Consider the following 25951-nt stretch of genomic DNA (forward strand, 5'->3'; position numbering starts at 1 on the left):
GAATACCAGGTGCATAATTAACTTGGCTAAGGGCCGAACGTTATTGTGTTTAAATAATATAGTGACTATTATCCTCGTATAAACGAACTGTTTTATTGAAAATTCAGAAAACGGATTTACTTTATGTACCTTCCTAAAGATAATGGACATAACCAATTGAATAGGAGGGAAACAGTTTGCCAAAAAAAGTACTCATTGTGTTTGCTCTTTTTGCACTATTGATTACCGGAGGGACAAGCATGTCGCTTGCCGGCAGCCAAACCGAGCAGCTTGAGTTAAACGGAAAGATGTTAAGCACGGTTTCTGTAAATGGAAAGCCTTATGTAACAGTGAAACAGGTGGTCCAGGCTGCAGGAGGGGATGAACATAAAAAGGCCAATACATTCGTCATTGGCTCAAGGCTCGACCGTATCTTAAAGAAAGGTGTGATTCGGGTAGGTACAACTGGTGACTATAAGCCATTTACGTACTTTAATCCGAAAACAAAAGAGTATGAAGGCTATGATATCGAAGCGGCTAAATTAATGGCAGCAGACCTTGGGGTGAAAATCACTTTCGTTAAAACTACCTGGCCAACCTTAATGGAGGATCTCCATAAAAATAAGTTTGATATAGCGGTTGGCGGGATAAGCCGTAATACTGATCGGCAAAAAACAGCACACTTAACGCATCCTTATATTAATGACGGAAAGGCTCCTTTAATCCGACAGGAGGATAAGGAGAAATATACAAGCTTGGAAGCGATTGACCAGCCGGATGTCACCATCGGTGTAAACCCAGGGGGAACCAACCAAAAATTCGTGAATGCCAACATTACAGAGGCAAAGGTTGTCGTTATCGAAAACAATCTGGATATTCCGAACATGGTTGCTGAAGAAAAAGTAGACGTGATGATAACCGACAGCATTGAGGCCATCTACTATGCAAGCCAGGATTCCAGGCTTTATGCGGCTCTGACGGACAATACGTTCACGAAGAGCCAGAAAGGCTACCTTATGCATCGCGGGGATGCGGTATTCCAGAACTGGGTCAATCTCTGGATGGAGGAGATGGAGCTCAATGGAGAATTTGACCGATTAAAAGATAAATGGGTTTACAATAAGGGAGAATAATAGAAAAGATAGGCAAGGCTCCTATATCCTATGCAATAAATAAGATTAGTAATTTATATAAAGGAGATAAAGTTCGTATAATCCAAATTAACGCATTCATAAACCTGGCTTAAGAAACGTCCAATCCCTTGGTGTACAAGGGTTTGGGCATTTTTAAATTATACCATATTTGCGTTAAGAAGGATTAACGCTTGTTTTATGAATTAACGCTTATTTTGAAGTGCTTCTTTAACTACAAGGGGTCACAATTTTTCTATGCATAGATCTACACATCAATTTTGTCATACACAATTATTCAATTAAAGGGCCAGATTGCGGAAAAAGTGATAGTTTATCTTAGACATCAATAATATGGAAATTAAATAAATCGACGCATTTACATCACTCTTTGTTTTATTTAGACTATAAAAGTCAGAAAATTACCAATGTTATTACACCATCTTTACGGCTACCAAATAACAAAGGGGAGAGAATCTTGAGAAAGAAAATATGTATTATAGGCAGTGGCACTGCAGGTATACAGCTGGCTTATTCTCTTAAAGAAGAATTTGATGTGACTGTTATACACTCAAACTCTTCGGATAAGATTCGAAATGGACGAATTATGTCTACCCAAGTACACTTTGGCTCAACAAGAACCCGAGAAAATCGCTTTAATATGCCAAAATGGGAAGATAAAACTCTTCTTAAAAGTATCCATATTACGATTGGTAATCAAAAACTCTTTATTGGAAAGCTAAAAGAGCCAGCATTATCTGTTGACCAGCGTTTCTACTTTTCATACTGCTTGAAGGATCTTGAAGACAAGGGTGTCCCTTTCCGGCTTTTAAGAGTAAATAAAGATCAGCTAGAAAGTTTGGCAGATGAGTTTGATTTAATGATTGATTGTACTGGAAAATCGGGCCCTCTCTTTCCATTTCCACTTGAAAAGGAGCTTTCTCCTTTCCAAGTGCCTCAACGAAAATGTATCGTTGGTTATTTTTTTGGGGTAAAGCCAAATAATCCTCTTGGTGTAAGCGTAACAGTTCTGCCTGAAATAGGTGAAATGTTTGAGATTCCTGCAATCACAGAACACGGGCCTGTTACTATATTGTTCATTATGGCAATTCCAGACAGAGAGTTAGATGTATTTAAAGAAATTAAGCACGGAAAAGAATTTACAAATCAAATGAAAAATGTAACACGAAAATATTTCCAAGACATCCACGAACGTATCGAACAAGATATCTTTGCTCTTTCCGATGATAATGCCTTCCTTCAAGTTGCCATAAAGCCTAGAATTAGAAAACCTTACGCAACCTTTAAAAATAAACTAGTAGTTGCTTGTGGAGATAGTGTTTTTCTTAATGATCCGATTACTGGCCAAGGCTGTAATCTTTCTTCTTATTGTGCTGAACAATTGTACGAAACTTTGATTCAATATAGAAATTCAAACTGGGACATCCAACTTGGAGAGACATATTGGGATCGAACAAAAACATTTGTAAAAGAAGTAACAGAATGGACAAATGCAATGACTCAGGTACTGCCTCAGCATGTTGTTCAAATCCTGTTAGCGGGTTCAGAAAATCAAAAGATCGCAGATGAAGTGGCAGAATGGTTTGCGGATCCGCGAAAAGCTTATGAAGCTTTTTTTCAACCATCTAATCTACATTAAGAACAGAACAAAATAAAAGTGATATGATGACCCCTATTTCAAATGTACCTACATTTAGTCTGTTTAAAGAAGACGGGAATATCAGAAAAAAATCATTAATATTGATTTATATTAACTCTAGAAAATGATATTTCTTGTATTCCTCAAACTAAAGAGAAATTCAATATAGAAAGTAAAAAATATAATTAGTGGTTGAACGAGTAATTTGTAATTTTCTTATTAATGTTCAATAGGCCTTAAAAAAAATTCTTTTCTTGTTTAGCAATCGGGCGCTTGTCTTGAATAAGGATAAGCGCCTGTTTTACATATGAGGGCAGCCTTAACAGTAAATTACGATTAATGTACAAAACGATCAATAACCAAGACTTATCTTTAATCTAAAGTTGCAGGGAACTTCATTCCAATTATCGATTTCTGAATCTGTTTTAATCGATACAATAGAGACGATGAAGCAAGAAGTCTACATCAAGCTTTGTAAAGCGGTTTTGAAAATATTGCTAAGAAAAGGAAGTGTACTCTATGAAATTAAACCATATCAATCTTACGGTCACTGACGTTAATGCTGCTCGAGAGTTCCTGGAGAAATATTTTGACTTGCAAACCAAGAGCATAAATAGCGATTCATTTGCTGTAATGACTGACGATGACGGATTGTTACTAGCTTTGATGAAAGATACACGGGCCAACTACCCTAGGTCCTTTCATATTGGCTTCTCTCTAGAGAGTAAAGAAAGAGTAAACGAGATCAATCAACGATTGAAGGATGATGGATTTGATGTGAAACCGCCCAAAATGGCTCACCGATGGACATTCTATGTTAAAGCCCCAGGCGGATTTACAGTGGAGGTTCTTAGTTGAGTAAGGCATATTTCGTTACATGGGTTATCTCATGCTCTAAAGCATCAGTCGATGCACGTGACCTAAATGATTTAAAAGCAATGGAGGTGTCCAAGAAAAGGATCATGTTCCAGTAGAGTGCAGATGCAATTGATGAGAAATGAAGTGTTAAGCAACCCAATTAGTAGGATAAATAAATGAGAAGTTATTTTAATACACCATAATCGGGCGCCTTCCTGGAACAAGGATAAGCGCTTATTTTCCACTTAAGAGTCAGATAATTGAATAAGCTTCCCCTTACTTTTACAATATGGTAGAGGTAAATAAAATAAGTCACTGGAGGTAATATGGATAGAAACAGATATTCAGCAATAGCACATCAAAACCATACTTTTTATAATCCGATTAATCCAACAAAGATAGACAAAGTTATTGAGTTACTTTCTTTAAAAGAAAATGACAAAGTAATTGATATAGGTGCTGGAAAAGGTGAAATTCTTCTTCGGATTATTGAAAGGTACAGGTCTAAATGTATTGCTATCGAGAAATATAGTGATTTCACAGAACAACTTCAAGTAAATGCTAAAAATAGAGGGGTTTTAAAGAATATTGAAATCATTACAGAAGATGCAAAAGTAGCAATTAAGACAATAAATGAGAAGTTTAATGCAGCGATTTGTATTGGTTCAACTCACGCATTAGGCGGATTGCATGAAACGTTGGATACGCTGAGCAAGTGTGTAAATAAAGGTGGATATGTGCTAATTGGTGAAGGCTACTGGAAGAAACAGCCAAGTAAAGAATATTTGGAGGCGCTCGGAGGAGCAGAAGAATCCGAATTACTAAGCCACTCTGAAAATGTAAAGGTTGGAGAAAAACTAGGCCTAATTCCACTCTGGTCTTACACTACTAACGACGATGAATGGGATGAATATGAGTGGCTTTTTGCTATGTCCATTGAGAATTATTGCTACGAACATCCTGATGATCCAGATCGCGATGCGATGTTACAAAAGATCCGAACGTGGAGAAGTTCTTATCTGAAATGGGGCAGAGATACCCTTGGATTTGGGATATATCTTTTTAGGAATATGTAAACTTCAATTAGAGGGCGCATTCCGGGACAAGGATAGCGTACTTTTTGCGTAAAAGGGCCATATTTGTTGATTAAGAGAAGGGATTAATCGTTAATAAATCGAAGTTAACCAGAAGATGTTATTTAGTTGACTATCAAGAAATACTACTCAACATTAAGGAGGAAAGCGATTATGAGTAATACACAGACATTACGAGGACTCACCACAGTTAGTTTTTGGACGGATGATCTAGCAGCGGCAAAGAAGTGGTACACCAAGGTATTGGGCATTGAACCATACTTCGAACGTCCAGGATATGCCGAGTTTCGCATCGGCGACTATCATCACGAGCTGGGCCTGATCGATAGCAGCTACGCGCCCGATGGTTCAGCGACCGGCCTTGCCGGCGCTATAGTGTACTGGCACGTCGACGATGTAACAGCAACTTTCAAGAAGCTGCTGTCTATGGGAGCGAAAGAGTACGAGGCACCCACAGAGCGTGGCGAGGGGTTCATCACTGCTTCCGTGGTCGATCCCTTTGGGAATATCCTAGGCATTATGTACAATAAGCACTATTTGGAGGTACTGGGTTCGACCAGAAAAGTGTAACCCTAGCCGTCGGCATTCAGAGTGGACTGAGGCTTGGAAAGTAGCACTGTAGGGGTGTAGCAATTATCTGTGCAGTGGCTGTCTCAATTTTTATATTATGCTTACCCTAACTGTTCGGTATTCAACTACTATTCTGAAGACAAAAAGCACAAGAAAAGTGAAAAGGTACAAAAGGACTTTACGAGGTAATATTAGTAAAAGGACTATTCCAGAATAGGGCGCGATTGTTGAGCAACACAGATAGAAAATGATCAAACTTTTTTATAAAAATCGTCCTCGTGAAATATTTAAAGAGCCTGTTTTGATCAATCTTTTTTTCAAAAGCAGGCTCTTTATATTTGGAAAATCAACATAATAAGACGTGTTTTTGATTAGTCTTTTTTCTAACCTAATAGGGATACCTTCAATAGGATTTGATTTTCAAAAAAAGCTAATAGAAGTTACTTGTGAATTCCATTAAATAAGTAAAAGAGTAAAACGTACCTCTTACAGTTGTGTACATACATATATATCATTAATTATCTACTTTTCCACACATCCGGCAAGCAGCAGAACCATACACATTAAGATAAGCCTTTTCATTTCTTTTTCCCCTTCTTTTTTACCCTCTTGGCAATCATGATGGCGGCAAAGAGCATGGGAATATAAATGAATGTAAAGCCAAACCCTATTTTCCCAAAAAAGTCATTAAGCAGACTGATCTTTTCGCGCGTATTAATAAAGTTAATCACTAATAATAAAGCACTGACAACAAAAAACACACCGATTTTTTGTCTAATATTAAAGATTCTCTTGATAAGTCTGGAAGAAATCCAAATAGCAATACACACATTCGGAAGCATAACTAAGTTCCAGTTTGCAATTCCAATATATTCGAAACGTTCCACAAAAGGCATTTCAACAATTTTCCACATGGTCAAAGTGGGCCAGGCTTGTTTAGCAAGCAGATCTTCCGAATAATAGGCAAACGTAATAACTGCTAAAATAGTATATATCAAGGTAGTGGTTAAAACAGCAAGGTGAGCCCACTTTTTGGATTTCTTTGGTTCTTTTATAAAAGGATAAATGAACGGAATAATCTCAAAACCGATGATGGTAAGCGACATATTGTAGGAACCCATGAGAAGTTCCTTAACTGAATGATCCCAAATAGGGAGGAGATTATAGAAATTTGAGAATTTAATGGCCCAGCCAAATGTCAGAAGGAGATAAGCCGGCAATACTAGGCCGAAAAAGGCTGTACCGACTACCGTTCTGAACCCTCCAAAAATGATATATGTACAAAGAATCATGAATCCAAAGGAGAACCAGAAAGTGCTAAGATCCGGAAACATCCACACTTGAATGACCTCGATAAATGTTCGTAGGATAGCTAAGACGTACAAAAAAAAGTAGCCTATGAAAATGGAGCTGATTGCTTTGCCGATCAAATTGCCTGTAAGGTACTTATGGGCTGTCACAAAATCACCATCAACCGTTTCGGCAATTTTATAAATCATCCAAATGAGGACATGTATGCATCCCCCGGCAAACAGGATGGAAATCCAGGCATCATAGCCTGCATCCTTTGCGATGACTCTCTGATAGCCAAGAACCCCAATGCCAATTTGCATGGACATAATTAAATAAAATACTAGAAATGGGGATATCTTCAATCTGTCTGGTACTGGCTGCTCCTGTATCTGGTTCACCTCCGTTTCATGATTGGTAACTGGCTGCGGTCAAACTGCGTTCCGGCTCCTGCGTTATTCATCAATATCCTTTTTCTCTTATGCTTTTTTCTTGCTAAAGCGGAAAGGAACTTTAGTTCGCAAATAGAGTGGCCTCTTGAATTGCATTTGAAATGGAAGCCTGATAATCGCATCTTACAAATCTGTAACCCTTGGCGGATATAAATGCTTAAGTTCTCGTAAGCATGACGTAGCCATTAAAATTTTTTGTTCGATTAATGAAGGGTCATCACAAATCTGCACATCTGCAACTGGTACAAGCTGTTTAGTGTCCTCAATTTCCCGGAAACCCTCTTCCGGAAGATATGCGAGACCTTCACTCATAAGTAAATCCCATTATTTTCGGCATTACGCTTATTGTTGCCGGTTTTGGAAAACTTATGAATGGAAGGCAATAAAAAAGGAAGGTGTGGCGGTTAGGCAGTTATATAGGGGAAATATAATCTGGGCAAATAAAAAAGGAACCTGGTATAGGTTCCTTTTAGTAAGCAAGAAAAGTACGGTATAATCCATATATGTAATAAAATGGTATATAACTTCGTATAATACAATTTAACGCTTTCATAAACGTGATTAAATTATTGTCCAAACCCTTGGTATATAAGGGATTGGGCATTTTTTTATTTATATCATAATTAATGTTAAGAACGATTAATGCTACTAAATATCCTGTTGCCATTCAAGCTTTTTCTGTTAGGACACTAAAGGGCCAGTAACTTGAACGACCTTTTTCGTCAGTATTTTTATTTTCCTCATTTATTTTGGAACAAGTCAAATGCCCTGGCTTGTTTTATTAGGAGAGTAATCGTTTTAAAATATAATAAATTTGTTCCATATTTGGCCCGCTTCCATAAACTCTTTCTAGATGGATTCCCTTATATAAAGAAAGAATGGAATTTATAATAGCCTCTTTATTCAAATCTTCTGGAAGCTGTTTTAATTCAATCCCTCTTTTTATGGCTGTGTCAAACAGTTCAATCCAGCTATCATGTGCTTTAGAAAGTTTCATTCTAATCACTTCGTCGTGTACAGAAAGCCGAATGAGGTCATTATATACTAATGTCCAATCTTTCCGATCTTCTAAATGGAGACCTATTTGAAAGTATCCAGTGAAAAACTCCAATATTTCAAAATTATCTTGACGGATATAGGGGATAACTACCTCTTGAATAAAATTAAAATTTCGATAAACTTGCTGGTCAATAATATCCAACATGATATCTTCTTTTTTTTTATAATGGGAATAAAATGTAGCTTTTGATTTACCCGCTCTTTCCATAATTAAACTGACTGGCGTCTGTTCATATCCAAGTTCGGCAAATAGTCCGTAAGCCACATCTAATATAAGTTTTTTTGTTCCTTTTCCTAATTCCTTAGGCATATTAATTCCCCCCATGTATTTTTATTAATTGGTAAAAAAGCCCATTGAGTTATCAGAAAAATGCAAATAAAATAAAGTCAGATTACAACCGTCCGGTCGGTCAATAAAGTTGAAATCAATCAAACTAGTTGTTAGTTATTGGAGAATATATATTCTGCCTTATTATAAACTAACTGCCCCTTTTGGATGTTAATGTTCTCACTCAGCCAACAAAATATAGAAAGATTAATGTATGTAATGATATATCGAATTTTATCAAATAATAAAATTTTTATTTACGAGTAAAAATTTCCATATGAGTAAGTTTGTTTAACTTAAAAGGAGGAGACTTTAAATGTACTTAGTAAGCTTTTTGAAAAATCTCAAAAAGAAGAGCAATTGGGGAATCATTATTTATATGTTACTAAATTCCTTGCTTTTTTTACCATTATTTCAATCTGGAACGAGTCTTAGAGAAACATTGTCCCTAATCTTCTTCTGTGTTTTATTTTATTTGATTTCACTTGCTGCCATGCTGTCTCCATTAGGTGAATTTATTTTAAGACTTAGAACTGGATCAAGGCCTATTAAAAGGCGGGATTTAGAAAGAAAACTAAGACCCTTATTTGATAATGTTTATCAAAAAGCAAAAATCAAGGATCCTGCTTTACCAGGCAATATAAAGTTATTTATCCACAAGAGTCCTATTCCCAATGCTTTTGCAGTGGGCAGAAAAACTGTCTGTGTAACCCAAGGTTTGCTGGATATCCCTGAGGATGAAGTAGAAGCGATTTTAGCCCATGAATTCGGACATCTTTCACATAAGGATACAGATTTTTTATTAGCTATTACAGTCGGAAATATATTTGTTAATATTGCACTTTGGTTCATTAGGCTTGTTTGGATTATCCTTACCATTCCTTTAGGAATTGTACTTAGGATGCTATCAGAAGATCTAGGTGAAAAGTTGCATGGGGTTATCATTCAATTTCCTGTTTGGGCCTGGACAAGGTTTGGCTTGCTGTTTATTCAAGCATCTTCTCGGCAAAACGAATTTGAAGCAGATCGTTTTGCAGCAGATTTGGGCTATGGATCAGAGTTAGCTTCAGCATTAGACCGTGTTGCTGGTCAAAGTCCGGATATTGGAATATTAAAAGCGATGTATTCCACACATCCTGATACGGACGAAAGAATTGGGAGACTTCAAGATTTAGGAGCTGAATATGTAGCTTATTAAGATATGGATAGAAGTTACTGATATTTAATAATATTGGTAACTTTTTTATGCAATTAGTAAGGGAGAAGGGTACTTTGAGCTTTTTAAGAGTAATAGAGGCTGCTATTGCTTTTTGTTTGGCTGTAAAAGAATTAGTTTCTCAAGAAATTGAAAAAATTTCTAAGCGTGAAGGGAAGGGGAGGAAGGATCAGTCAAATGACAACAAGGGACATAAATTCCCGCCAAGAAGTGAGAGTACTAAGCGGCTGAATACGGCTAATCAAAAAAATAATAAATCTAACGGGAATCAAACAAGGCCTAAAAAAAGTAAATTACCTAATAAACAGCCAAATCGACGCCTTAGTTCACGGAGTAATGGGGCTAAAAGGAGAAAAAATCGAACAAGTACATATGACAAATTAAAGAAGAATTCTAACCGAAGCAAAGGTCAAAAAGATCGTGGGAAGAACGGAGTTAATAGACAGAAAGCTAATAGGAAGAGCAGGAGCAAAAGGATTGCTGCCAATAAACATTATAGAAAAAAACAGGAGTTAGGGAAAAACAGATCATCTAACATGAAACCGTTAAGGTCCACCTTCAATGGGAAGAGACAATCACCCGTAAATCGTAGGAATACGAAAGGGATTAAAAAGAAGCAGTCAGGGTCTCATGCTAATGAGAAGAGACAATCACCCGTAAATTGGAGGAATACGAAAGGGATTAAAAAGCAACAGTCAAGGTCTCATGCTAATGAGAAAAGAAAAATACCTGTAAAAGGGAAAAACACAGGAACTTCTAAAGAAGTAATAAAACAACGAAAAAACCAGCGTAATCGCCAAAGCGGCAGAACGCGAACAAATCTAAAAAGAGAGTTTGCTAAAACCGCAGGGAATTTTTCAAAAGAAGTGGAAGGTCTTATAAGAGCCACACCAAAAATTAAAGGACGTATAAAAGAAGATTATAACAAGGTAAAGTCTACTTATAAGGATCTAAAACAAAAATTCGGCAAAATTGCGGAGAAATACAGGGAAAAAAGGCGAGAGAGAGAAGCAAAAAGAAATAAAAATGAAAGAAAACGCCAAAGCAAACCAAAAGGAAAAAAGCCTGAGGAACAGAACAAAACACTGAAGCAGTCAGAATTAAAGAAGCCGATGGCAAAAAAGAGCCCCTACTAAAGAAAGAGGAACCGAGCAAAGGTCAAAAGAAAGAACAACCGAGCAATGAGCAAAAGAAAGAACAACCGAGCAATGAGCAAAAGAAAGAACAACCGAGCAATGAGCAAAAGAAAGAACAACCGAGCAATGAGCAAAAGAAAAAGAACCGAGCAAGGGGCAAAAGAAAAAGAACCGAGCAATGAGCAAAAGAAAAAAGAACCGAGCAAGGAGCAAAAGAAAAAAGAACCGAGCAAGGGGCAAAAGAAAGAGCAGCCGAGCAAGGAACAAAAGAAAGAGCAGCCGAGCAAGGAACAAAAGAGGGGCGATAAGAACCAAAAAAATACTGTCGAGAACGTAAAAAGCACAAAAAAACAGGGTGCTTCCAAAAAACAAAAACACAAAAAAAATATGGTTAAGAACGTAAAAAGTGCAAGAAATCAGATTAATTCAAAAGAACAAAAGAATAAAAAAAATATAGTCAACAACGTAAAAGGTGCAAAAAATCGAGGAGCTTCGAAAGATAAAAATAAAAAGAACAAACAAAGTTATCCTCAAAAGATACGCAATAGGAGAGCCGCTCAAAAACATACACAAAAAAAATCAAACAAGTTTCAGCATAGCCGACTTCGTCCAAGGACGGTTAACAGGAGAAATGTGCCTCGTCAATCTCCAGCTAGAAGTATGGGACCTTCTCGATCTAGATAGAAAAAAAGGAGAGATAGAAGTGTTTACTAAAAATGAAATCGAAATTTTAGAAGGAATGCGATTAGAAAATCAATATAGATTAAATACTCCACAAGAAAAAATACAATTCATCGGGAATCAACAGCAGATTCCGCTTCCTAAAAGCGTTTTGGAAAAACATTTATTATTTATCGGCGGTATTGGAACAGGAAAGACGAATGCTATGTTTCAATTGGTCGACCAATTAGTGAATCATCTAAATGACGATGATGTCATGGTCATTTTTGATACGAAAGGAGACTTTTATAACGAGTTTTATCGGGAAGGAGTGGATGTTGTAATCAGTAATGATGCAACCTCTACTCACTATTGGAACATGCTTCAAGAAGCGCTTCTAGATGGAGAAGAAGATGTGGAAACTGCGATAAGAGAAATGGCAACGGCTTTATTCGATATAAAGATTAAAAATAGTGGAGGCAATTCTTTTTTCCCTGCAGCGGCACGAGATGTATTAATCGGAATCATGAAGTTTTTAGTAAGGATCCATGAAAATAGCGGTACAGTAGATATTCATGACGAGGAATACTTCAATATTATTAGCAATGAATGTCTCAGCGGCTATATTCAGTCCGTTCAGATTCAAGATTTAAACGAGGAGTTCCAAGAACACGAAGACTTAAAAGCATTGAACGATATGATTTCGAGAAAAAGCATGGGGCAGGCTTTAGGAGTAATGTCCGATTTGAGGCAAGTCTGCAGCGAAGTATTTATTGGGAATTTTAAAAAAGACGGTGATTTTTCAATTCGGGAGTTTATCCGAAACAAAGGCGGCAAAATCTTATTCATTGAGTACGATATTTCCATTGGCAGTGTGTTAGGTCCCATTTATAAGCTGCTGTTTGACCTAGCTATTAAAGAGGCACTGTCCCGTAAAAAAAGCGAGGGAAATGTGTATTTCATTATTGATGAGTTTAAGCTGTTACCTAACCTTTATCATATCGAAAGCGGCATTAACTTTGGCCGAAGCCTTGGAGCAAAATTTATCATTGCCATGCAAAACGTGGAGCAGATCCGGGATCCAAAGAATTATGGCAATGAATTGGCCAATAGTATTTTATCTGGAATAAGTACGACCGTATCCTTTCGAGTGACCGATCCTGCTACCAGAGATTTTATTAAAGGACTATTTGGCACCCAAACAAGAAAAATATTACATCACAACACCTCATTCCATAATGCAGAGCATATTGTTACTGGGAATGTTGTGGAGGACTGGGACATTATGAATTTAGCCATTGGAGAAGGAATTGTAGCCTTACCAGGTCAAAACCCGATTAAATTTCAATTTAATGAATATATAAAGGAGAGGACCCATGAGTAATTTACCATCATTTAATCATGATCATAATCCATTAATGCAATTTATCGGAGGCTATTTAACTACTGCTCAAACACAGGAGAATACGAATAAACTGATTGGAAATGTTTTAATGTCAGGGGTTCCGAACGAAGGTCAAGCCCTCTTTATTAAAAACCTGCTTCTTCAATCTTTAATGGAAAATAAATCGATTGTGATCTTTACGAATAAAGATTCCCTATTAAATAATAGTTTAACTGCCTTTCAACAAGAAATGACGGGGCAAAAAAAAATTTGGAATCTTGATTTTTCTAATTTTTCAAAATCCGATACTATTAATCCATTTTCAAATTTGGCGGTTACGGAAATAAAAGATTTGATTATGGATATTCTTAAACAACAGCGACCTATGAATGAAACAGAATCTATCAATATTGGGCGGTATGTAAATATGATCATTAAAGCACTTATGTCATCTAATCAATCCATAAAGCTAAATGAGTTAATTGATTACGGTGATCATAGGGTTGCAGCAAATCTAATCATGGAATCGGGGCTGCCAGAAGGAGAGAGGCAGCGGACTCAAAGATTTATCAAGTCTTTTGAGTTTGTGGTACTTTATGAAACGTATTTCGATTTAATTAATGAGAAGGGCTTAGGAGATATTTTTTCAGGTGAAGAAAATATTGAGGATATACTCAATTCCGGAAACATCCTTGTAATAACGGTTGAACAGTCGATCAATAAAGAATCAAGCGAAGCCACGATTCAACTGTTAATGAAGCTATTATTAAAGAATTTTAGTAATAGGAAAATAGATGACGGAGCTTTATTCGTTTTTGATGGCATTCGTATGCAAAATATGGATTTATTCAATAACATCCTTCAGCTAAACCAAACTAATAATGTAAGCAGTGTGTTTACAGTTGAAGATGTTTCGGAACAAATTAAACTGAGTGGGAATCAATTCATTGATAAATGTAAAACCTTTGCTATTTTTACCCAAAGTTCAAATGCAAATTGTCAGTATTGGTCTGATTTTTGCGGTTACCATGAAAGTACCCAAGTATCATGGGGGTATAGTCCAAACTCAAATGAAACCGGTAAAGGAAAAGGTGGGTTTGGATCTCAAGGTGTAGTGGAAAGACAGGAATATAGAGTGACGAATATGGGAACTAGTAAACAAGTAAAGCCAATATATAGACCAGAAGTTTTTCGCGCTTTAAAAGCAAAAGAACTCATTCTCTTCTCCAAAACTGTGAACAAAAAAAGAAAGCTCAGCTTATAACAGGTGTGGCAATGGAGTCAAGGCGATTTGATGGCCTTGACTATTTTTTGATTTAAGGAATTTTTTTACAAAAGAAAAAGACAGCCCGCAAAAAGTCAACTTACATTATCTATTTAGGATAGCTTTACCGGTTTCTTTATTGGAAAAGGCAGTTCCAAAAACTATCAAGTCCTAATATACGGAGAAGATAGTACAAAGCTTATTCTTAATAAAACTAAAAGGTTGGTAACCAACCCAATAAAGAGTTATATCCGTCGTTCAAAATCCAAGCCGTTAAGCGAGGCAACCATACAAAGGTTTTGGGTCCTTAAACATTGATATACAAATATATTATTTTGTTTTTTATTAAAAAAGATGCCCATGGGCATCTTTATCAGCAAACTATTTCAAGCCAAGCCAACTAAACAGAGAATCTCTTAAAGCGGTATTTGACAAGAGTCCAAGAAAAGAGACAATTGCTGTAACTAGTACGATAACAATTTGGTTACGTTTTTTCGCTGATTTTACTGCGGCAGAAGCAGATTTTTCTGTAGAAAAACTGTCATGTAAATTAATCAATAGGTTGTTATAATCAATGAAAATTTCATGAAGTTTTTGAAGTTCTTCAGAATTACCCTTCAGACTGGTAATAAAACCAGCGTGCTTATTTGTTAGTTCCTGCAGTAACTCATGGATATTGCTTCCTTTCTCCCCCGCTTTAAAAAGAACGAAATTCCCTTGTTTTCTAAACTCTACTACAAGCAGGTCCTTAGCTTTAGGCTTAGGCATGAAGAGTCCTCCCTCATAAATAATTGCCTAGACTTCCCACTTGTGCAAGTAGCTAGGTACTACTAAACACAATAATTCTGGCCCCTCCTCCGTATTTACACCAATCGAGATTAATGTAAATACGGAGGGCGGCAGAATCATGGGAACTAAAGGAGGAATGAATTGCTGACCATTAAATTATACATTAAGAACACAAAATAATTCAAATTTTTTTAATTTTATAAAAGGACAAAAATATGGTATTTGTACCTGTTGAGGTAGAAAGATCATTATAATGTTTTTGAATAGGTAATTTCAATAAGATATGTAGTATTTGTATCGAGGGAAAAGCCCTAGAACATTATATTTTTTTGTTTATCGGATGTGAAATTTCATATTTGGGGGATAAAAAATAGGCTTAAAGAATAATCTTTAAACCTACTTAGAATGTCTAACTACTTTTTTTCTTGAAGGTGAAATACAATCCAATACCAGTAATAACATATGCAACAATTGGTTTCAATCGCGAATCTTGTGAATTCCAGTCGTTTACAACGGCCGACTCAATACGATCTGATAACAACCACAATGTCACAAATGCTACTATTACTAAAAGTAATAAGTTTTTAGATTTTTTCATCTTCGCACTCCTTTCTATAACTGACATTAACAGACAGATGCAACATAGCGACCGTCATTATAATGATCTTCCACTCCTCCCGTATACCTACCTCAAATAAGATAAGCATACGGGAGTCGGAAGATAATTCAGCTATAAGAAAGGAGGGTAGTTAGAACATTCTTAAAATTAAAATACCATATATTCGGAATTTTGTAAATTATTATTTAAATAATTGTTGCATTACAACTTGGCCATTTTATATTCCCAAATTTTTATAAAGGTAAGAATGTCACCATCTGTTTTAGTTCTATGGGCGTTAACTTATCTCGACTAAGGTTAATGTTAAATGGTATCAGGCACTTGATGCAATATGGGGGAAACGCCGAGTTAGTGAGGAATCTTAATTACCCTTTATACACCTTGACTATTCTTGTTAAAGGGCAGCTAGAGAATGATCTGGCTTATATTTTTTGTAAAGCTACTCAATCGGTGCTTGTACTTAAGTGAACGGGTGCTTTAGTGGAAGAAGAATTAATTGATTTTAGGACTTTATAATAGTTATTCCATTAACGGCCGCTATCCTTGAATAAGGATAAGCGCTTATTTTTCCTTAAAGGGCAAGATTGTTTAGTAAGTACTATTGATTAAACTATTAGAAGGTAAATTTGTCGATTAATGGCGATGAACCTTTAATATAAATAGAGGTGCAGTTTATTATTGAAAAATCCGCATTCATCCTCTTTCAAATGCTCATACATCTAAAATAGTAATAGAATAAGATGTAATCATAGTAATAAAATTTTTCGAAGGAGGAGTATAAATGGGCATAAACTGCCATTGTAAGCGTAAACCATGTTGTTGCTCAAATAATAAGATTAGGAATGTTTCAAACCCAACTAACAATCTGACGTTTAATAATACAGTTCAAGGCGGACAAAATACATCGTTTTCAACAGCTTTTGGAAACTTTTTTAGAAGCCCTGAAAATATTATTCTAGAATCTAACCAAGCCATGGAATGGACAAATACTGGCGCATCATCGGGTGGTGTATTTTTAAGTTCCCCCACACAAATCCATGTAACACAAGCCGGATTCTATTATGTTGAATACACAGTATCTGTATTTATGGCAACTGAACGACCGGATGCAGCTTTCGTAGGTATATTCATAAATAATACAGAAGTACCTAATCGACAATCTAGAGGCTTAATTTTCAACGGTGAACCCGATAGATTCGAATGCACAAATGTTACTCTAGGAAGTATATTCTTTATTCCAGAAAATGCATTGGTTGAATTAAGAAATATTGGTCCGCAATTACAAACATGTGGCGATAATGGAGTGGCTAGTTCAGTAAGCCTGATTAAATTATCCTCCTAATATAGAATATGGAATACTAGTCATTCTTCAAATTATAATTAAGTTGTTTTTACCTTAGTACCTTTTAAATTATACATGGCATGACATGATCAAGACATAAGTCAAAATGTCTCCTAACATAAATGATTCAAGGCACATTCTCTATCATTAACTTCTAAATATGGCCAACTATTTTTTAAGGCCTTATTTTTGGCAAAAGTGGAGGGAGTTAGAGGGCAAGCACTTTACAGATGTAATAAAGTTTTCTATTATTCCATTAAACTAAGCTCGTAAAGGTTTAACACTTTAATTATCGGGCGCTTTCCTGAAATAGAGGTTCAGCGTTTATTTTCATTTAGGGCGCTTTTCAGTGTCCTTTTTCTTGTATTACAAGGGTTTTTGCCCGCGATTGTTGAGTAACCTAAATGGAGAATTAAGCCAAAATTAGTAAGAGGTTGTGAAGAAATGTACTTAAAATAACGGGGCAAGTTAGTCGAAGAAGGAATTTGTATTTTCTTCCAGAATATATTTATTCAATAATATAAAGGGGGAAAAAATAATTGACAGCAATTATGGTAGCATTAGCGATAGCAATACTTAGTTCAGTAGTTGCTTGGCAATTTAGCAAAGGAAAGTCAAAAAAAAGAAAGTATATTATTTGGGGCATTACCATTATGATAGCAATCGCACCTTTCCTTTCATTTTCAATTGGCTTAACATATGCATTTATTGTTAGAAATGGTTGGGCTGGATTAATAATGTGGGTCTTGTTTCCAATTTTTTTCATCTTAGGGCTTATTGTATTGTTGGTTGGTGTCTTTAAAGAAAAAGGAACAGAAACAATGTAGAACTATCTGCTTAGGGTGGGCATCTAGTTTGTGAATAATTACACGGATGCATTACTTTTACATCTAGATTGTGTTTGCTCTTTTTAGACAAAAGGGGTAGTTTAGTGAAATAATTAATAACTACTTAGAGTGGATTAAATCCTGGAAATGTGTAATTAATTTAAGCCAATTATAAAGGAAAAAGTCTTGGGTCTTAAATTACCACAAGACTTTTTTGGATTTTAGTATGGGGTAGGGATAGGAGGACAGGAAACAGCATCTATAAGTCTTGGGTCAATACCGTAGAATTGCCAGAAAGCACCGTTCCATCTATATCCAGATACTTCTCCATATTCCACACGAGTAGGGTAGAACCAAAATTGTGTGCCATTTATAAGCCATACATAAGTATTTTGATATAGACAGTCGACGATATAGGACACAGAAGGTTTTGTTGGTATAAATGTTGGAGGAGGGTATTGTGGACTCAATGTCCCCTGGCGTGGGAAATATCCCATGTGATTTCACTCCTTTTAGTTAGGTTAACCTCATTATATGTTGTAAAGAAGTAATAGGATTATTTAAAGCGAAAACTAAAGATTTTGCAGTAATTCTTCAGTTAGATTAACCATGTTGGGAGCCTTTACACTCCATTGCAGTCTGATAAGCTAACCAAGAAAGTTGAAATTATTGCTAGCCAGTTTAGTATGAGATACAATGAAAAAATTGGGAATGCATTTCAACTTTTAATGAAAAGGGTATAAATATGTTTAAGAATATAGATTTATTTAATCAGGCCTTTTTTTTTGCTCCGATTGGGATGGCGATAGTTTCATTAGAGGGAAAATGGATTAAGGTAAATCATGCTTTATCTAAAATTACTGGTTATACAGAGGATGAACTCCTTACCACGAACTTTCAAACCTTAACCTATCCAAAGGACTTAGATGCAGATTTATCTTACACACAAGAATTAGCTGAAGGAAAAAGAGACTCTTTTGAGATGGAAAAACGGTATGTCCATAAAAGCGGGAAGATCGTATGGGTGTTATTATCTGTATCCATTGTGCGGGAGGGGAAGAAGCCATTATTTCTTATTTCTCAAATACAAGATATAACCGATCGTAAAAACTCAGAGAAAATATTGAAACAAATGGCTCATTATGACTTTCTAACCCAATTGCCAAATCGGAGATTATTTGAAGAAAGACTTAATCATGCAATAGAATCAGCCGATTTCAATAAAGGGTTTGTCGCAGTAATGTATCTTGATTTGGATGGGTTTAAGCAAATAAATGATACCTTTGGTCATGACTTAGGAGACTTATTGTTAAAAGAAGTCGCAAGCATGCTTACCTCTTGTGCAGGAAATAAGGATACTGTGGCCAGGCTTGCAGGGGATGAATTCACCATTTTGCTTCCGGAAACGACAATCGACAATGCCAAACATGTTGCCGAACGGATCATCGACACTTTATCTGATAAAGTGTCGGTGCAGAATATTGTAATCTCAATAACTCCCAGTATCGGCATTGCCTTTTGCGATGCTTACAATGTAGATGTCAGGAATTTGCTGAAATATGCTGATGGAGCTATGTATCAAGCAAAACAGAACGGAAAAAATAATTATCAAATTTCACAGAACAGATAAAGCTAGTTATGACTTTATTATGAGCGTTGATCCCAAAGGATTAACGCTATTTTTGTTGAAATTCGTTTGAGCCAAGAGGTGTTAAGCGTGAAGAGAATAGATGTTGTATATGCGTTAATTTATGACGAAGTAACAGAGAAAGTATAGTGGTTAATAATCGAAATCAACTTGGTCTCTACTCTTAATAAGCTTGCTTATTCGTTTCTAATGTTTCGATAAATTTTTCGATTGTTGAAGTTAAGTAAGTATCGTTTCTTCTTATAAAAACGATTTTAAACTTACTGTATTGATCTGGAATCTTATGATATTGTATGAGTCCGCTTTGTTTCATATGGCTGACTGATGACTCCGGAACGAATGTAACGCCAAGTCCCATGGCAACACTCTGTAAGATTGTTTCCAGTGTACCGAATTCCATCATTTTTTGCGGTGTGATGTTTTGGTCTTTATACCAAGTTTCAAGACGCGCCCGGTATCCACAGCCTTTACTAAAGCATAAGAACGGTTCCTCTTTCAGCTCTTCCAGTGTGGATGGACGCATATCTGAAATTAAAACAAGGTTCTCTTGAAACACTTCATGCGATACAAGATCGGGATGAAAGTCTGATTCTATAACGAATGCTCCGTCCAGCTTATGATTTAATACTTCTTCTGCTAGTGTTTCTGTGACACCAGTAATTAGCGATAGATCGACATTTTTATATTTCTTAATATAGCTGGATAATATTTTTGGTAAATGAATTAGGGTTTCAACAGTTCCAATTTCTAATTTTCCAGACGGTTCATCATTACTTTGAATGGCTTTTCTCATTTCATCTGTTAACAATAATATTTTCTTACTATAAGTTAATAGTTTTTTCCCTTCAGGTGTCAAACTCATACCACGACGATGCCGGTTAAACAAAGGGGTATTCAGTTCAGTTTCGAGCTTCTTAATTCTCGATGTAATGTTCGATTGTACATAATTAAATTCTTTCGCCGCTTCTGTGATTGTTCCTTTTTCCGCCACAATCTGAAAGATCTCTAAGTCCTTAAACTCCATTTTTTTACACCCTTCAATTTTTGTTTTCGTTCCGATGATATCATTAAAAATGATAAAAATCATCATTATTATTCGTTTTATAAGAAACCTGAATCGATCTATGATGAATATGTCAGCTATTATGAAGGAGGAATTGGAAAATGACAAATAGTGTATTGTTAGGAGCAATTTTATGTTTAATTGCTGCAGTTTCATGGGGAGCAATGTTTCCTGTAGCACATGCGGCTTTCAAACATATTGATCCCTTCTATTTTACAATCATTCGATATGTCTCTGTTACGATCATTTTATTAGCGATTCTATTATGGAAAGAAGGAAGGCAGGCTTTTCGCTTTGAAGGAAAAGGTCTTCACTTATGGTTTTTCGGTACAATGGCGTTTACGGTCTATAATCTATTTATCTTTTGGGGAGAAGATTTATTGGGTGAATCAGGCGTAATGGTGGCGTCAATTATGGAATCCCTAATGCCGATGATTTCCATTGTAATTGGATGGGTGATTTTTAAAAATAACCCCCATTTATTCACATTAATATGTGTACTTGTGTCATTTATTGGTGCTCTGTTAGTGATTACAAAAGGTGATATTAAAGCATTTCTTGGTGCAGCGAATCACTTTATACCTTCCATGCTTATTTTAATCGCGGTTATTGGATGCGTCATTTACACGATGGGCAGAAGTGAGTTTAGCGGTTGGTCCGCTTTGCGGTATTCAACTTTAAGCTGTTTGCTTGGAACGCTCACATCCGTTGTTATTATAGGAGGGGCAACGCTGTTCGGATATATATCTGTTCCATCAGAAGCAGATATCAAAGCAGTGATTCCGCATTTATTGTTTATGATTATATTCCCTGGTCTCATTGCGCTGCTTGGCTGGAACATAGGTGTGAGTTTATTATCACCATTAAATGCCTTGTTGTTTTTTAACTTAGTTCCTGTTACAACACTCCTAATTTCAATTTTTCAAGATAATCAAGTAACGATGTTCGATCTTCTTGGTACTGTATTTATCATTGTTTCACTTTTGTCTAATAATCTTTATGTAAGGATACAAAAGAGGCTAGATATAGCAGCTGTTCTTCAATCACAGCCTAAATGATAAAAGCGTGTCTTTTACCTATTCTTGGATTCTGCGGCGAAAAGCTTCCAAAGGCTTGTACCCGAACACTTAATGGCAACGGTTTAAAACGCCCAAACCCTGGTATAAAAGGTTTTGGGCGTTTATTGTTATGGGCAATTTTCTTCCTAATAGTTGTTAAAATGAACTCTTTTTTAATTACTCAGTATTTACTCCCTAATTTATTGGAGATTCGCATGCCGTATTCGATTACTTTTTCGATTAAGCAGTTTTGTCTTTCTTCTGTGATATTGAAATTAACATATCCAATGCTTATGGCTCCAAGGAGTTCATTTGCGTGATCGAAAATAGGCGCGGCGACAGAAGAGGTTCCAGGCGTTTGTTCACCATGACTCTCCCCATAGCCCTGCCTTCTAACTTTGCTTAATAGTTTTATAAACGAATCTCTTTCCTCAGATGGGACTAAGGAATTAACAGCTTTAACAGTCTCGGAGTTTGGCATATTAGCTAACAGCACTTTGTTGGCTGCCCCAATATTCAACGGGATTCGAATCCCCAGCTGATCATTGATTCGAATAGGATTGTTGAGACAATCAATTCTTTCAACTACTAGTGATTCTAATCCAATTGGCTTGCTGAAATACACACTTTCTTCCACCTCATGCATTAATTTTTCCATCTCTGGGCGAATCAGTCCAACAAAATCAAAGGTGTCATACATTTTAAGTCCATATTCTAACCAGGTGTTACCCATGGAATATAATTTCAAATCGGGGTCCTGCTGAATAAGCCCGTGCTGCTTCATGGATTGCAGGAGGCGATGAAGTGTACTGACAGGCAAGTCGCATTCCTTTGATAAATCTGTAATGGAAATCCACATTTTTGAATCGTTTTTAGCCAAAACCTTGATTACCTGCATGGCACGATCGATTGTCTGCATCTTTTATCCTTCCAATCCTTTTATTTTAAAAAATTATATTGAAATAAATTATTCAGTAAATTCAAAATATATTGACATGAAGAATCTATCACTATAATATCATATTATAAGTTTTCCTGTCAGAGGAAACTGATTCCGATATGTGGAAAAGGAGGTTAAGCTAATTGGTGACTTCAATGTACAAAAAGCTAAATACTGTCATTGTAAAGCATCCAAAAGAAGCCTTTATCAGTCAAGAGCATTTAAGGAGTGAGTGGGAAAAGTTCAACTATATCAGTGAGCCGGATTATATGAAAGCCCACCAGGAATACGAACAGTTTCTATCCCTTATTAAGAAGCATGTCAGCCATATTGAATTTCTGCCTGTTTCAGAAAGGGTGGGGCTGGATTCGCTTTATGCACATGATCCAGTAAAATTTACGAAAAAAGGTGCAATGATTTTAAAATCAGGGAAGAAATTACGCCAGCCGGAGGCAGAAATTTATAAAGAATTTTTACAGGAAAAAAATATTCCGATTCTGGGAGAATTAACTGGTGATGCTGTAGCTGACGGGGGAGATCTTGTTTGGTTAGATGACCGCACTTTATTAATTGGACGCGGTTATCGAACAAACGATGAGGCGATTCGCCAAATTAAAGAAATGACAAAGGATATAGTTGATGAATGTATAGTTGTTCAGCTCCCGCATGATCAAGGAGAAGAGGAATGTCTTCACCTTATGTCTTTTATAAGCATCGTAGATGAAAATCTTGCAGTGGTGTATTCACGGCTTATGCCGGTATTTCTAAGACAGATGCTTTTAAAACGCGGCTTCCAGCTGGTTGAAGTACCGGACGATGAATACCGGCGGCTCGGCTGTAATGTGCTGGCTGTTGCACCGCGCGTTTGTGTCATTGTTTCCGGAAACCCTCAAACCAAACAAGGGCTACTGGATGCAGGGGCGACTGTCTATGAATATGAAGGTAATGAAATTTCATATTTAGGCACTGGAGGACCAACATGCCTCACTTGCCCCGTGGAACGTGTTTAACCAAAGATTACAAATCAGAAAAATGATGGAGGAATAATACATGTTAAGAGAATCAACAACAAAATCAGCACAAGCTGAAAAAATGTTTCATAAGACAATTGTAAAAAGGCCCGGCTCAACTTTTATCAATGGATTAACAACATCTGACCTTGGAACACCTATTTTAGAAAAAGCAATAGAGCAGCATGATGCCTATATTGAAGCACTTAAAGCATGCGGTACAGAAGTAACTGTTCTTTCAAGCAATGATCAATTTCCCGACTCTACCTTTGTAGAAGATACAGCTGTTTTAACTCCAGAGTTCGCAGTCATTTCCAACCCTGGTGCGGAAAAAAGAAATGGAGAGATTCACGAAATAGAGCCGGCAGTCAAATCCTTCTTTGATAAAATCTACTATATTAAAGCGCCTGGCACACTTGACGGCGGCGACATTTTACAAATCGAAGATCACTTTTACATCGGGATCTCTGCCAGGACGAACCAGGAAGGCGCCGAGCAGCTTAAACAAATTTTAGAATCCCAAAACTATAATGCAACCATCATTCCCTTACAGAAATTCTTCCACTTGAAAACTGGAATAGCTTATTTAGGCAATCAAACGATTGTCGTTGCAGGAGAATTTGTCGACCACCCGGATTTCAATTCCTATCAAAAAATTGTTGTTCCTCCGGAAGAGGAGTATGCAGCAAACTGTATTCGCGTCAATGACTATATCATCATCCCGTCCGGCTACCCGCAAACAAAGCGGAAAATTAATGAAGCGGGATTCCGGACGATTGAACTTGATACATCTGAGTTCCGTAAACTTGATGGGGGCTTAAGCTGTTTATCACTGCGTTTTTAAATATTAGTTAAAAGTTTTAATTCGCATAGAAGGAGCGTTTAGTTATGACACAGCTAAGGTGGGGAACCCCAGATGCATTGCGCAGATTATTGTGTGAAGTAGTAAGCTGGAAAAGTATGACACTTTCGGACGGAGAGCGTAAATTTTCTTTTAAAGTGGCAGCCAAGCTCAAGGAGTTGACCTATTTTCGGGAGAATCCTGATCACTTGGGGCTCCATGATACCGATTTAGGTCGTCGCTTTGTAACCGCTTTATATAAACACCCTGATGCCACGGAAACAATCGTGTTAATCAGCCATTTTGATACAGTAAATACCGAAGAATATGGCGATCTTCAGGAGTACGCGCATCTCCCGAAGGAATTGACGAAATTGCTTCACTCCAGGCTTGATGAGCTGCCGGAAGAAGCCAGGCAGGATCTTCTCTCGGGAGAGTTCTTATTTGGCAGGGGCACGATGGATATGAAAATGGGGCTTGTTATGCATATGGGAGTATTAGAAAAAGCAACTGTTGAACATTGGCCTATTAATCTTATTTTGCTGACGGTTCCAGATGAAGAAGTGAATTCATCCGGAATGCGGGCAGCTGTTCAGAAACTTTTAGAATTGAAGGAAAAACATCAGCTCACCTATAAGCTTTTCTTGAATGGGGAACCGGTATTTACGCAAGAACCGGGTGACAGAAACTATTATGTGTATTCAGGCTCTATTGGCAAAATCATGCCGGCCGCCCTTTTTTATGGAAAAGAAACGCATGTGGGGGAACCGCTTAGCGGTATAACTGCACCTTATATTGCCTCGTTTTTAACACAAAGAATGGAGTGGAATACAGCACTGCAGGAAACAGAGATGGGGGAGCAAACTCCTCTTCCCGTGACACTGCAGCAAAAGGATCTTCGTCTGGAGTATTCAGCTCAAACACCGTATCGTTCATCGGCTTTGTACAATGTATTTTTAATGAAACGGAATGCCGATGAAATCATGGATATATTTGAAAAGGTAGCGCAAAATGCAGCTCACGCCTGCAACCAAGCCTATAAAGTAATTTGCAGTGAACGGAATGTATCTCCCGTAGGTGAGGTGCGGGTGCTGCGCTATGAAGAACTGGAAAAGCATGCTATTCGAAAATTTGGTGCAGATGTTGTTATGGGTATCAAAGACTTGGTACAGAAAAAAGCGGAATGGGATGATCGGGAGAAATCTATTCGAATTGCTGATGCGTTAATCATTAAGTGTCAGGAGCTGACACCGGCAATCGTTCTGCTTTATGCACCGCCTTATTATCCGGCAGTCAATTCCTCTGAGGATGAGCTGGTAGCAGAATGCATCGAATATGTAAAACAACAAGGCTTTGAAAAGTTTGGACTGCCTGTTAACCAAGTTCACTATTTTAATGGGATTAGCGATTTAAGCTATGTCAATTATCAGGATGCTGGTGACGGCTGGTTCGTATTTAAAGAAAACACGCCGGTATGGGGCAGCAGCTACAGTATCCCATTCGATGAAATGACACAGCTTCAGGCACCGGTACTAAACGTAGGTCCATTCGGAAAAGACGCTCACAAACGAACCGAACGCCTCCACATCAAAAGCGCCTTCGAAGAAGTACCCGCCCTTGTAGAAGGAATGGTTAAAATGCTGGCAAAAAAGCACCTGATGGTGTCAGGCGCCACTAGTTGACAAAATGGTGATTTCGTCCATTCAGGGTGGACAATTCGCGCAAGATTAATGT

The 25951-nt window shown here is 37.0% G+C and carries 24 protein-coding genes; 17 read left to right on the top strand and 7 right to left on the bottom strand.

Features of this window, described 5'->3' with window-relative positions; all coding sequences use genetic code 11:
* Positions 1-176: 176 nt before the first annotated feature.
* The 5 genes from QUF73_02560 to QUF73_02580 all read left to right on the top strand — a co-directional run bounded on the left by QUF73_02560 (position 177) and on the right by QUF73_02580 (position 5291).
* The gene (locus QUF73_02560) at positions 177-1112 is read left to right on the top strand and encodes a transporter substrate-binding domain-containing protein (GenBank protein MDM5225082.1); all 936 of its coding nucleotides are present in this window, start codon (positions 177-179) and stop codon (positions 1110-1112) included.
* A 475-nt stretch (positions 1113-1587) separates the two neighbouring features.
* Positions 1588-2769: a styrene monooxygenase gene (locus QUF73_02565; GenBank protein MDM5225083.1), complete on the top strand. Its 1182-nt coding sequence runs from the start codon at positions 1588-1590 to the stop codon at positions 2767-2769.
* A 519-nt stretch (positions 2770-3288) separates the two neighbouring features.
* Positions 3289-3627, top strand: coding sequence for a VOC family protein (locus QUF73_02570; protein ID MDM5225084.1), 339 nt, complete (start codon positions 3289-3291; stop codon positions 3625-3627).
* Positions 3628-3953: 326 nt separating this feature from the next.
* Positions 3954-4703 carry a class I SAM-dependent methyltransferase gene (locus tag QUF73_02575; GenBank protein ID MDM5225085.1) on the top strand — a complete coding sequence of 250 codons (750 nt, stop codon included), beginning with the start codon at positions 3954-3956 and terminating at the stop codon, positions 4701-4703.
* A gap of 171 nt (positions 4704-4874) precedes the next feature.
* Positions 4875-5291: a VOC family protein gene (locus tag QUF73_02580; GenBank protein MDM5225086.1), complete on the top strand. Its 417-nt coding sequence runs from the start codon at positions 4875-4877 to the stop codon at positions 5289-5291.
* A 578-nt stretch (positions 5292-5869) separates the two neighbouring features.
* On the opposite strand, the gene QUF73_02585 is transcribed toward QUF73_02580, so the two are convergent.
* The 3 genes from QUF73_02585 to QUF73_02595 all read right to left on the bottom strand — a co-directional run bounded on the left by QUF73_02585 (position 5870) and on the right by QUF73_02595 (position 8402).
* Positions 5870-6973, bottom strand: coding sequence for a GerAB/ArcD/ProY family transporter (locus QUF73_02585; GenBank protein MDM5225087.1), 1104 nt, complete (start codon positions 6971-6973; stop codon positions 5870-5872).
* 183 nt (positions 6974-7156) lie between these two features.
* Complete coding sequence (locus QUF73_02590) at positions 7157-7345, bottom strand: hypothetical protein (protein ID MDM5225088.1); 189 nt, start codon at positions 7343-7345, stop codon at positions 7157-7159.
* Between the two features lie 469 nt (positions 7346-7814).
* A complete protein-coding gene (locus QUF73_02595) occupies positions 7815-8402 on the bottom strand; it encodes a TetR/AcrR family transcriptional regulator (GenBank protein ID MDM5225089.1) in 588 nt (195 codons plus the stop codon).
* Between the two features lie 334 nt (positions 8403-8736).
* On the opposite strand from QUF73_02595, the gene QUF73_02600 reads away from it, so the two are divergent.
* From QUF73_02600 to QUF73_02620, 5 genes are all read left to right on the top strand, one after another.
* Positions 8737-9618 (top strand): M48 family metalloprotease, encoded by an 882-nt coding sequence (locus QUF73_02600; protein ID MDM5225090.1) that lies wholly within the window; start codon positions 8737-8739, stop codon positions 9616-9618.
* 74 nt (positions 9619-9692) lie between these two features.
* Complete coding sequence (locus QUF73_02605) at positions 9693-10772, top strand: hypothetical protein (protein MDM5225091.1); 1080 nt, start codon at positions 9693-9695, stop codon at positions 10770-10772.
* Between the two features lie 45 nt (positions 10773-10817).
* A complete protein-coding gene (locus QUF73_02610; GenBank protein ID MDM5225092.1) occupies positions 10818-11456 on the top strand; it encodes a hypothetical protein in 639 nt (212 codons plus the stop codon).
* 19 nt (positions 11457-11475) lie between these two features.
* Positions 11476-12816, top strand: a complete 1341-nt coding sequence (locus QUF73_02615; GenBank protein ID MDM5225093.1) for a type IV secretion system DNA-binding domain-containing protein — start codon at positions 11476-11478, stop codon at positions 12814-12816.
* The gene (locus tag QUF73_02620) at positions 12809-14080 is read left to right on the top strand and encodes a hypothetical protein (GenBank protein MDM5225094.1); all 1272 of its coding nucleotides are present in this window, start codon (positions 12809-12811) and stop codon (positions 14078-14080) included. The genes QUF73_02615 and QUF73_02620 overlap by 8 nt, the downstream gene beginning before the upstream one ends.
* A gap of 381 nt (positions 14081-14461) precedes the next feature.
* Here the strand turns inward: QUF73_02620 and QUF73_02625 are convergent, their stop codons facing one another.
* The gene (locus QUF73_02625; protein MDM5225095.1) at positions 14462-14848 is read right to left on the bottom strand and encodes a hypothetical protein; all 387 of its coding nucleotides are present in this window, start codon (positions 14846-14848) and stop codon (positions 14462-14464) included.
* A gap of 1421 nt (positions 14849-16269) precedes the next feature.
* Between QUF73_02625 and QUF73_02630 the strand changes: the two genes are divergently transcribed.
* Positions 16270-16830: a hypothetical protein gene (locus QUF73_02630; GenBank protein MDM5225096.1), complete on the top strand. Its 561-nt coding sequence runs from the start codon at positions 16270-16272 to the stop codon at positions 16828-16830.
* A gap of 539 nt (positions 16831-17369) precedes the next feature.
* On the top strand, positions 17370-17657 hold the full coding sequence (locus QUF73_02635; protein MDM5225097.1) for a hypothetical protein: 288 nt from the start codon (positions 17370-17372) through the stop codon (positions 17655-17657).
* 221 nt (positions 17658-17878) lie between these two features.
* Here the strand turns inward: QUF73_02635 and QUF73_02640 are convergent, their stop codons facing one another.
* Complete coding sequence (locus QUF73_02640) at positions 17879-18154, bottom strand: transporter (GenBank protein MDM5225098.1); 276 nt, start codon at positions 18152-18154, stop codon at positions 17879-17881.
* 248 nt (positions 18155-18402) lie between these two features.
* On the opposite strand from QUF73_02640, the gene QUF73_02645 reads away from it, so the two are divergent.
* Positions 18403-19287 (top strand): diguanylate cyclase, encoded by an 885-nt coding sequence (locus QUF73_02645; protein MDM5225099.1) that lies wholly within the window; start codon positions 18403-18405, stop codon positions 19285-19287.
* Between the two features lie 181 nt (positions 19288-19468).
* On the opposite strand, the gene QUF73_02650 is transcribed toward QUF73_02645, so the two are convergent.
* Positions 19469-20329, bottom strand: a complete 861-nt coding sequence (locus QUF73_02650) for a LysR family transcriptional regulator (protein ID MDM5225100.1) — start codon at positions 20327-20329, stop codon at positions 19469-19471.
* 140 nt (positions 20330-20469) lie between these two features.
* Here QUF73_02650 and QUF73_02655 point away from each other — a divergent pair, with 140 nt between their 5' ends.
* The gene (locus tag QUF73_02655) at positions 20470-21426 is read left to right on the top strand and encodes a DMT family transporter (GenBank protein MDM5225101.1); all 957 of its coding nucleotides are present in this window, start codon (positions 20470-20472) and stop codon (positions 21424-21426) included.
* Positions 21427-21607: 181 nt separating this feature from the next.
* Here QUF73_02655 and QUF73_02660 read toward each other — a convergent pair whose 3' ends face one another.
* Complete coding sequence (locus tag QUF73_02660) at positions 21608-22345, bottom strand: IclR family transcriptional regulator (protein ID MDM5225102.1); 738 nt, start codon at positions 22343-22345, stop codon at positions 21608-21610.
* Positions 22346-22521: 176 nt separating this feature from the next.
* On the opposite strand from QUF73_02660, the gene QUF73_02665 reads away from it, so the two are divergent.
* The 3 genes from QUF73_02665 to QUF73_02675 are packed head-to-tail and all read left to right on the top strand — an operon-like array spanning position 22522 to position 25899.
* Positions 22522-23376 carry an arginine deiminase family protein gene (locus QUF73_02665; GenBank protein ID MDM5225103.1) on the top strand — a complete coding sequence of 285 codons (855 nt, stop codon included), beginning with the start codon at positions 22522-22524 and terminating at the stop codon, positions 23374-23376.
* Between the two features lie 40 nt (positions 23377-23416).
* Complete coding sequence (locus QUF73_02670) at positions 23417-24220, top strand: arginine deiminase family protein (protein MDM5225104.1); 804 nt, start codon at positions 23417-23419, stop codon at positions 24218-24220.
* 44 nt (positions 24221-24264) lie between these two features.
* A complete protein-coding gene (locus QUF73_02675; protein ID MDM5225105.1) occupies positions 24265-25899 on the top strand; it encodes a M20 family metallopeptidase in 1635 nt (544 codons plus the stop codon).
* Positions 25900-25951 lie beyond the last annotated feature (52 nt).

The organism is Cytobacillus sp. NJ13 (assembly GCA_030348385.1).
GTDB lineage: Bacteria > Bacillota > Bacilli > Bacillales > Cytobacillaceae > Cytobacillus.

What these genes read in the sequence shown, in the direction of transcription:
- QUF73_02675 (MDM5225105.1), top strand. Translation starts at nt 24,265, where the DNA reads ATGACACAGCTAAGGTGGGGAACCCCAGATGCATTGCGCAGATTATTG.
- QUF73_02625 (MDM5225095.1), bottom strand. Translation starts at nt 14,848, where the DNA reads ATGCCTAAGCCTAAAGCTAAGGACCTGCTTGTAGTAGAGTTTAGAAAA.
- QUF73_02650 (MDM5225100.1), bottom strand. Translation starts at nt 20,329, where the DNA reads ATGGAGTTTAAGGACTTAGAGATCTTTCAGATTGTGGCGGAAAAAGGA.
- QUF73_02580 (MDM5225086.1), top strand. Translation starts at nt 4,875, where the DNA reads ATGAGTAATACACAGACATTACGAGGACTCACCACAGTTAGTTTTTGG.
- QUF73_02665 (MDM5225103.1), top strand. Translation starts at nt 22,522, where the DNA reads ATGTACAAAAAGCTAAATACTGTCATTGTAAAGCATCCAAAAGAAGCC.
- QUF73_02595 (MDM5225089.1), bottom strand. Translation starts at nt 8,402, where the DNA reads ATGCCTAAGGAATTAGGAAAAGGAACAAAAAAACTTATATTAGATGTG.
- QUF73_02600 (MDM5225090.1), top strand. Translation starts at nt 8,737, where the DNA reads ATGTACTTAGTAAGCTTTTTGAAAAATCTCAAAAAGAAGAGCAATTGG.
- QUF73_02630 (MDM5225096.1), top strand. Translation starts at nt 16,270, where the DNA reads ATGGGCATAAACTGCCATTGTAAGCGTAAACCATGTTGTTGCTCAAAT.
- QUF73_02670 (MDM5225104.1), top strand. Translation starts at nt 23,417, where the DNA reads ATGTTAAGAGAATCAACAACAAAATCAGCACAAGCTGAAAAAATGTTT.
- QUF73_02570 (MDM5225084.1), top strand. Translation starts at nt 3,289, where the DNA reads ATGAAATTAAACCATATCAATCTTACGGTCACTGACGTTAATGCTGCT.
- QUF73_02590 (MDM5225088.1), bottom strand. Translation starts at nt 7,345, where the DNA reads ATGAGTGAAGGTCTCGCATATCTTCCGGAAGAGGGTTTCCGGGAAATT.
- QUF73_02620 (MDM5225094.1), top strand. Translation starts at nt 12,809, where the DNA reads ATGAGTAATTTACCATCATTTAATCATGATCATAATCCATTAATGCAA.
- QUF73_02610 (MDM5225092.1), top strand. Translation starts at nt 10,818, where the DNA reads ATGAGCAAAAGAAAGAACAACCGAGCAATGAGCAAAAGAAAGAACAAC.
- QUF73_02660 (MDM5225102.1), bottom strand. Translation starts at nt 22,345, where the DNA reads ATGCAGACAATCGATCGTGCCATGCAGGTAATCAAGGTTTTGGCTAAA.
- QUF73_02575 (MDM5225085.1), top strand. Translation starts at nt 3,954, where the DNA reads ATGGATAGAAACAGATATTCAGCAATAGCACATCAAAACCATACTTTT.
- QUF73_02655 (MDM5225101.1), top strand. Translation starts at nt 20,470, where the DNA reads ATGACAAATAGTGTATTGTTAGGAGCAATTTTATGTTTAATTGCTGCA.
- QUF73_02645 (MDM5225099.1), top strand. Translation starts at nt 18,403, where the DNA reads ATGTTTAAGAATATAGATTTATTTAATCAGGCCTTTTTTTTTGCTCCG.
- QUF73_02640 (MDM5225098.1), bottom strand. Translation starts at nt 18,154, where the DNA reads ATGGGATATTTCCCACGCCAGGGGACATTGAGTCCACAATACCCTCCT.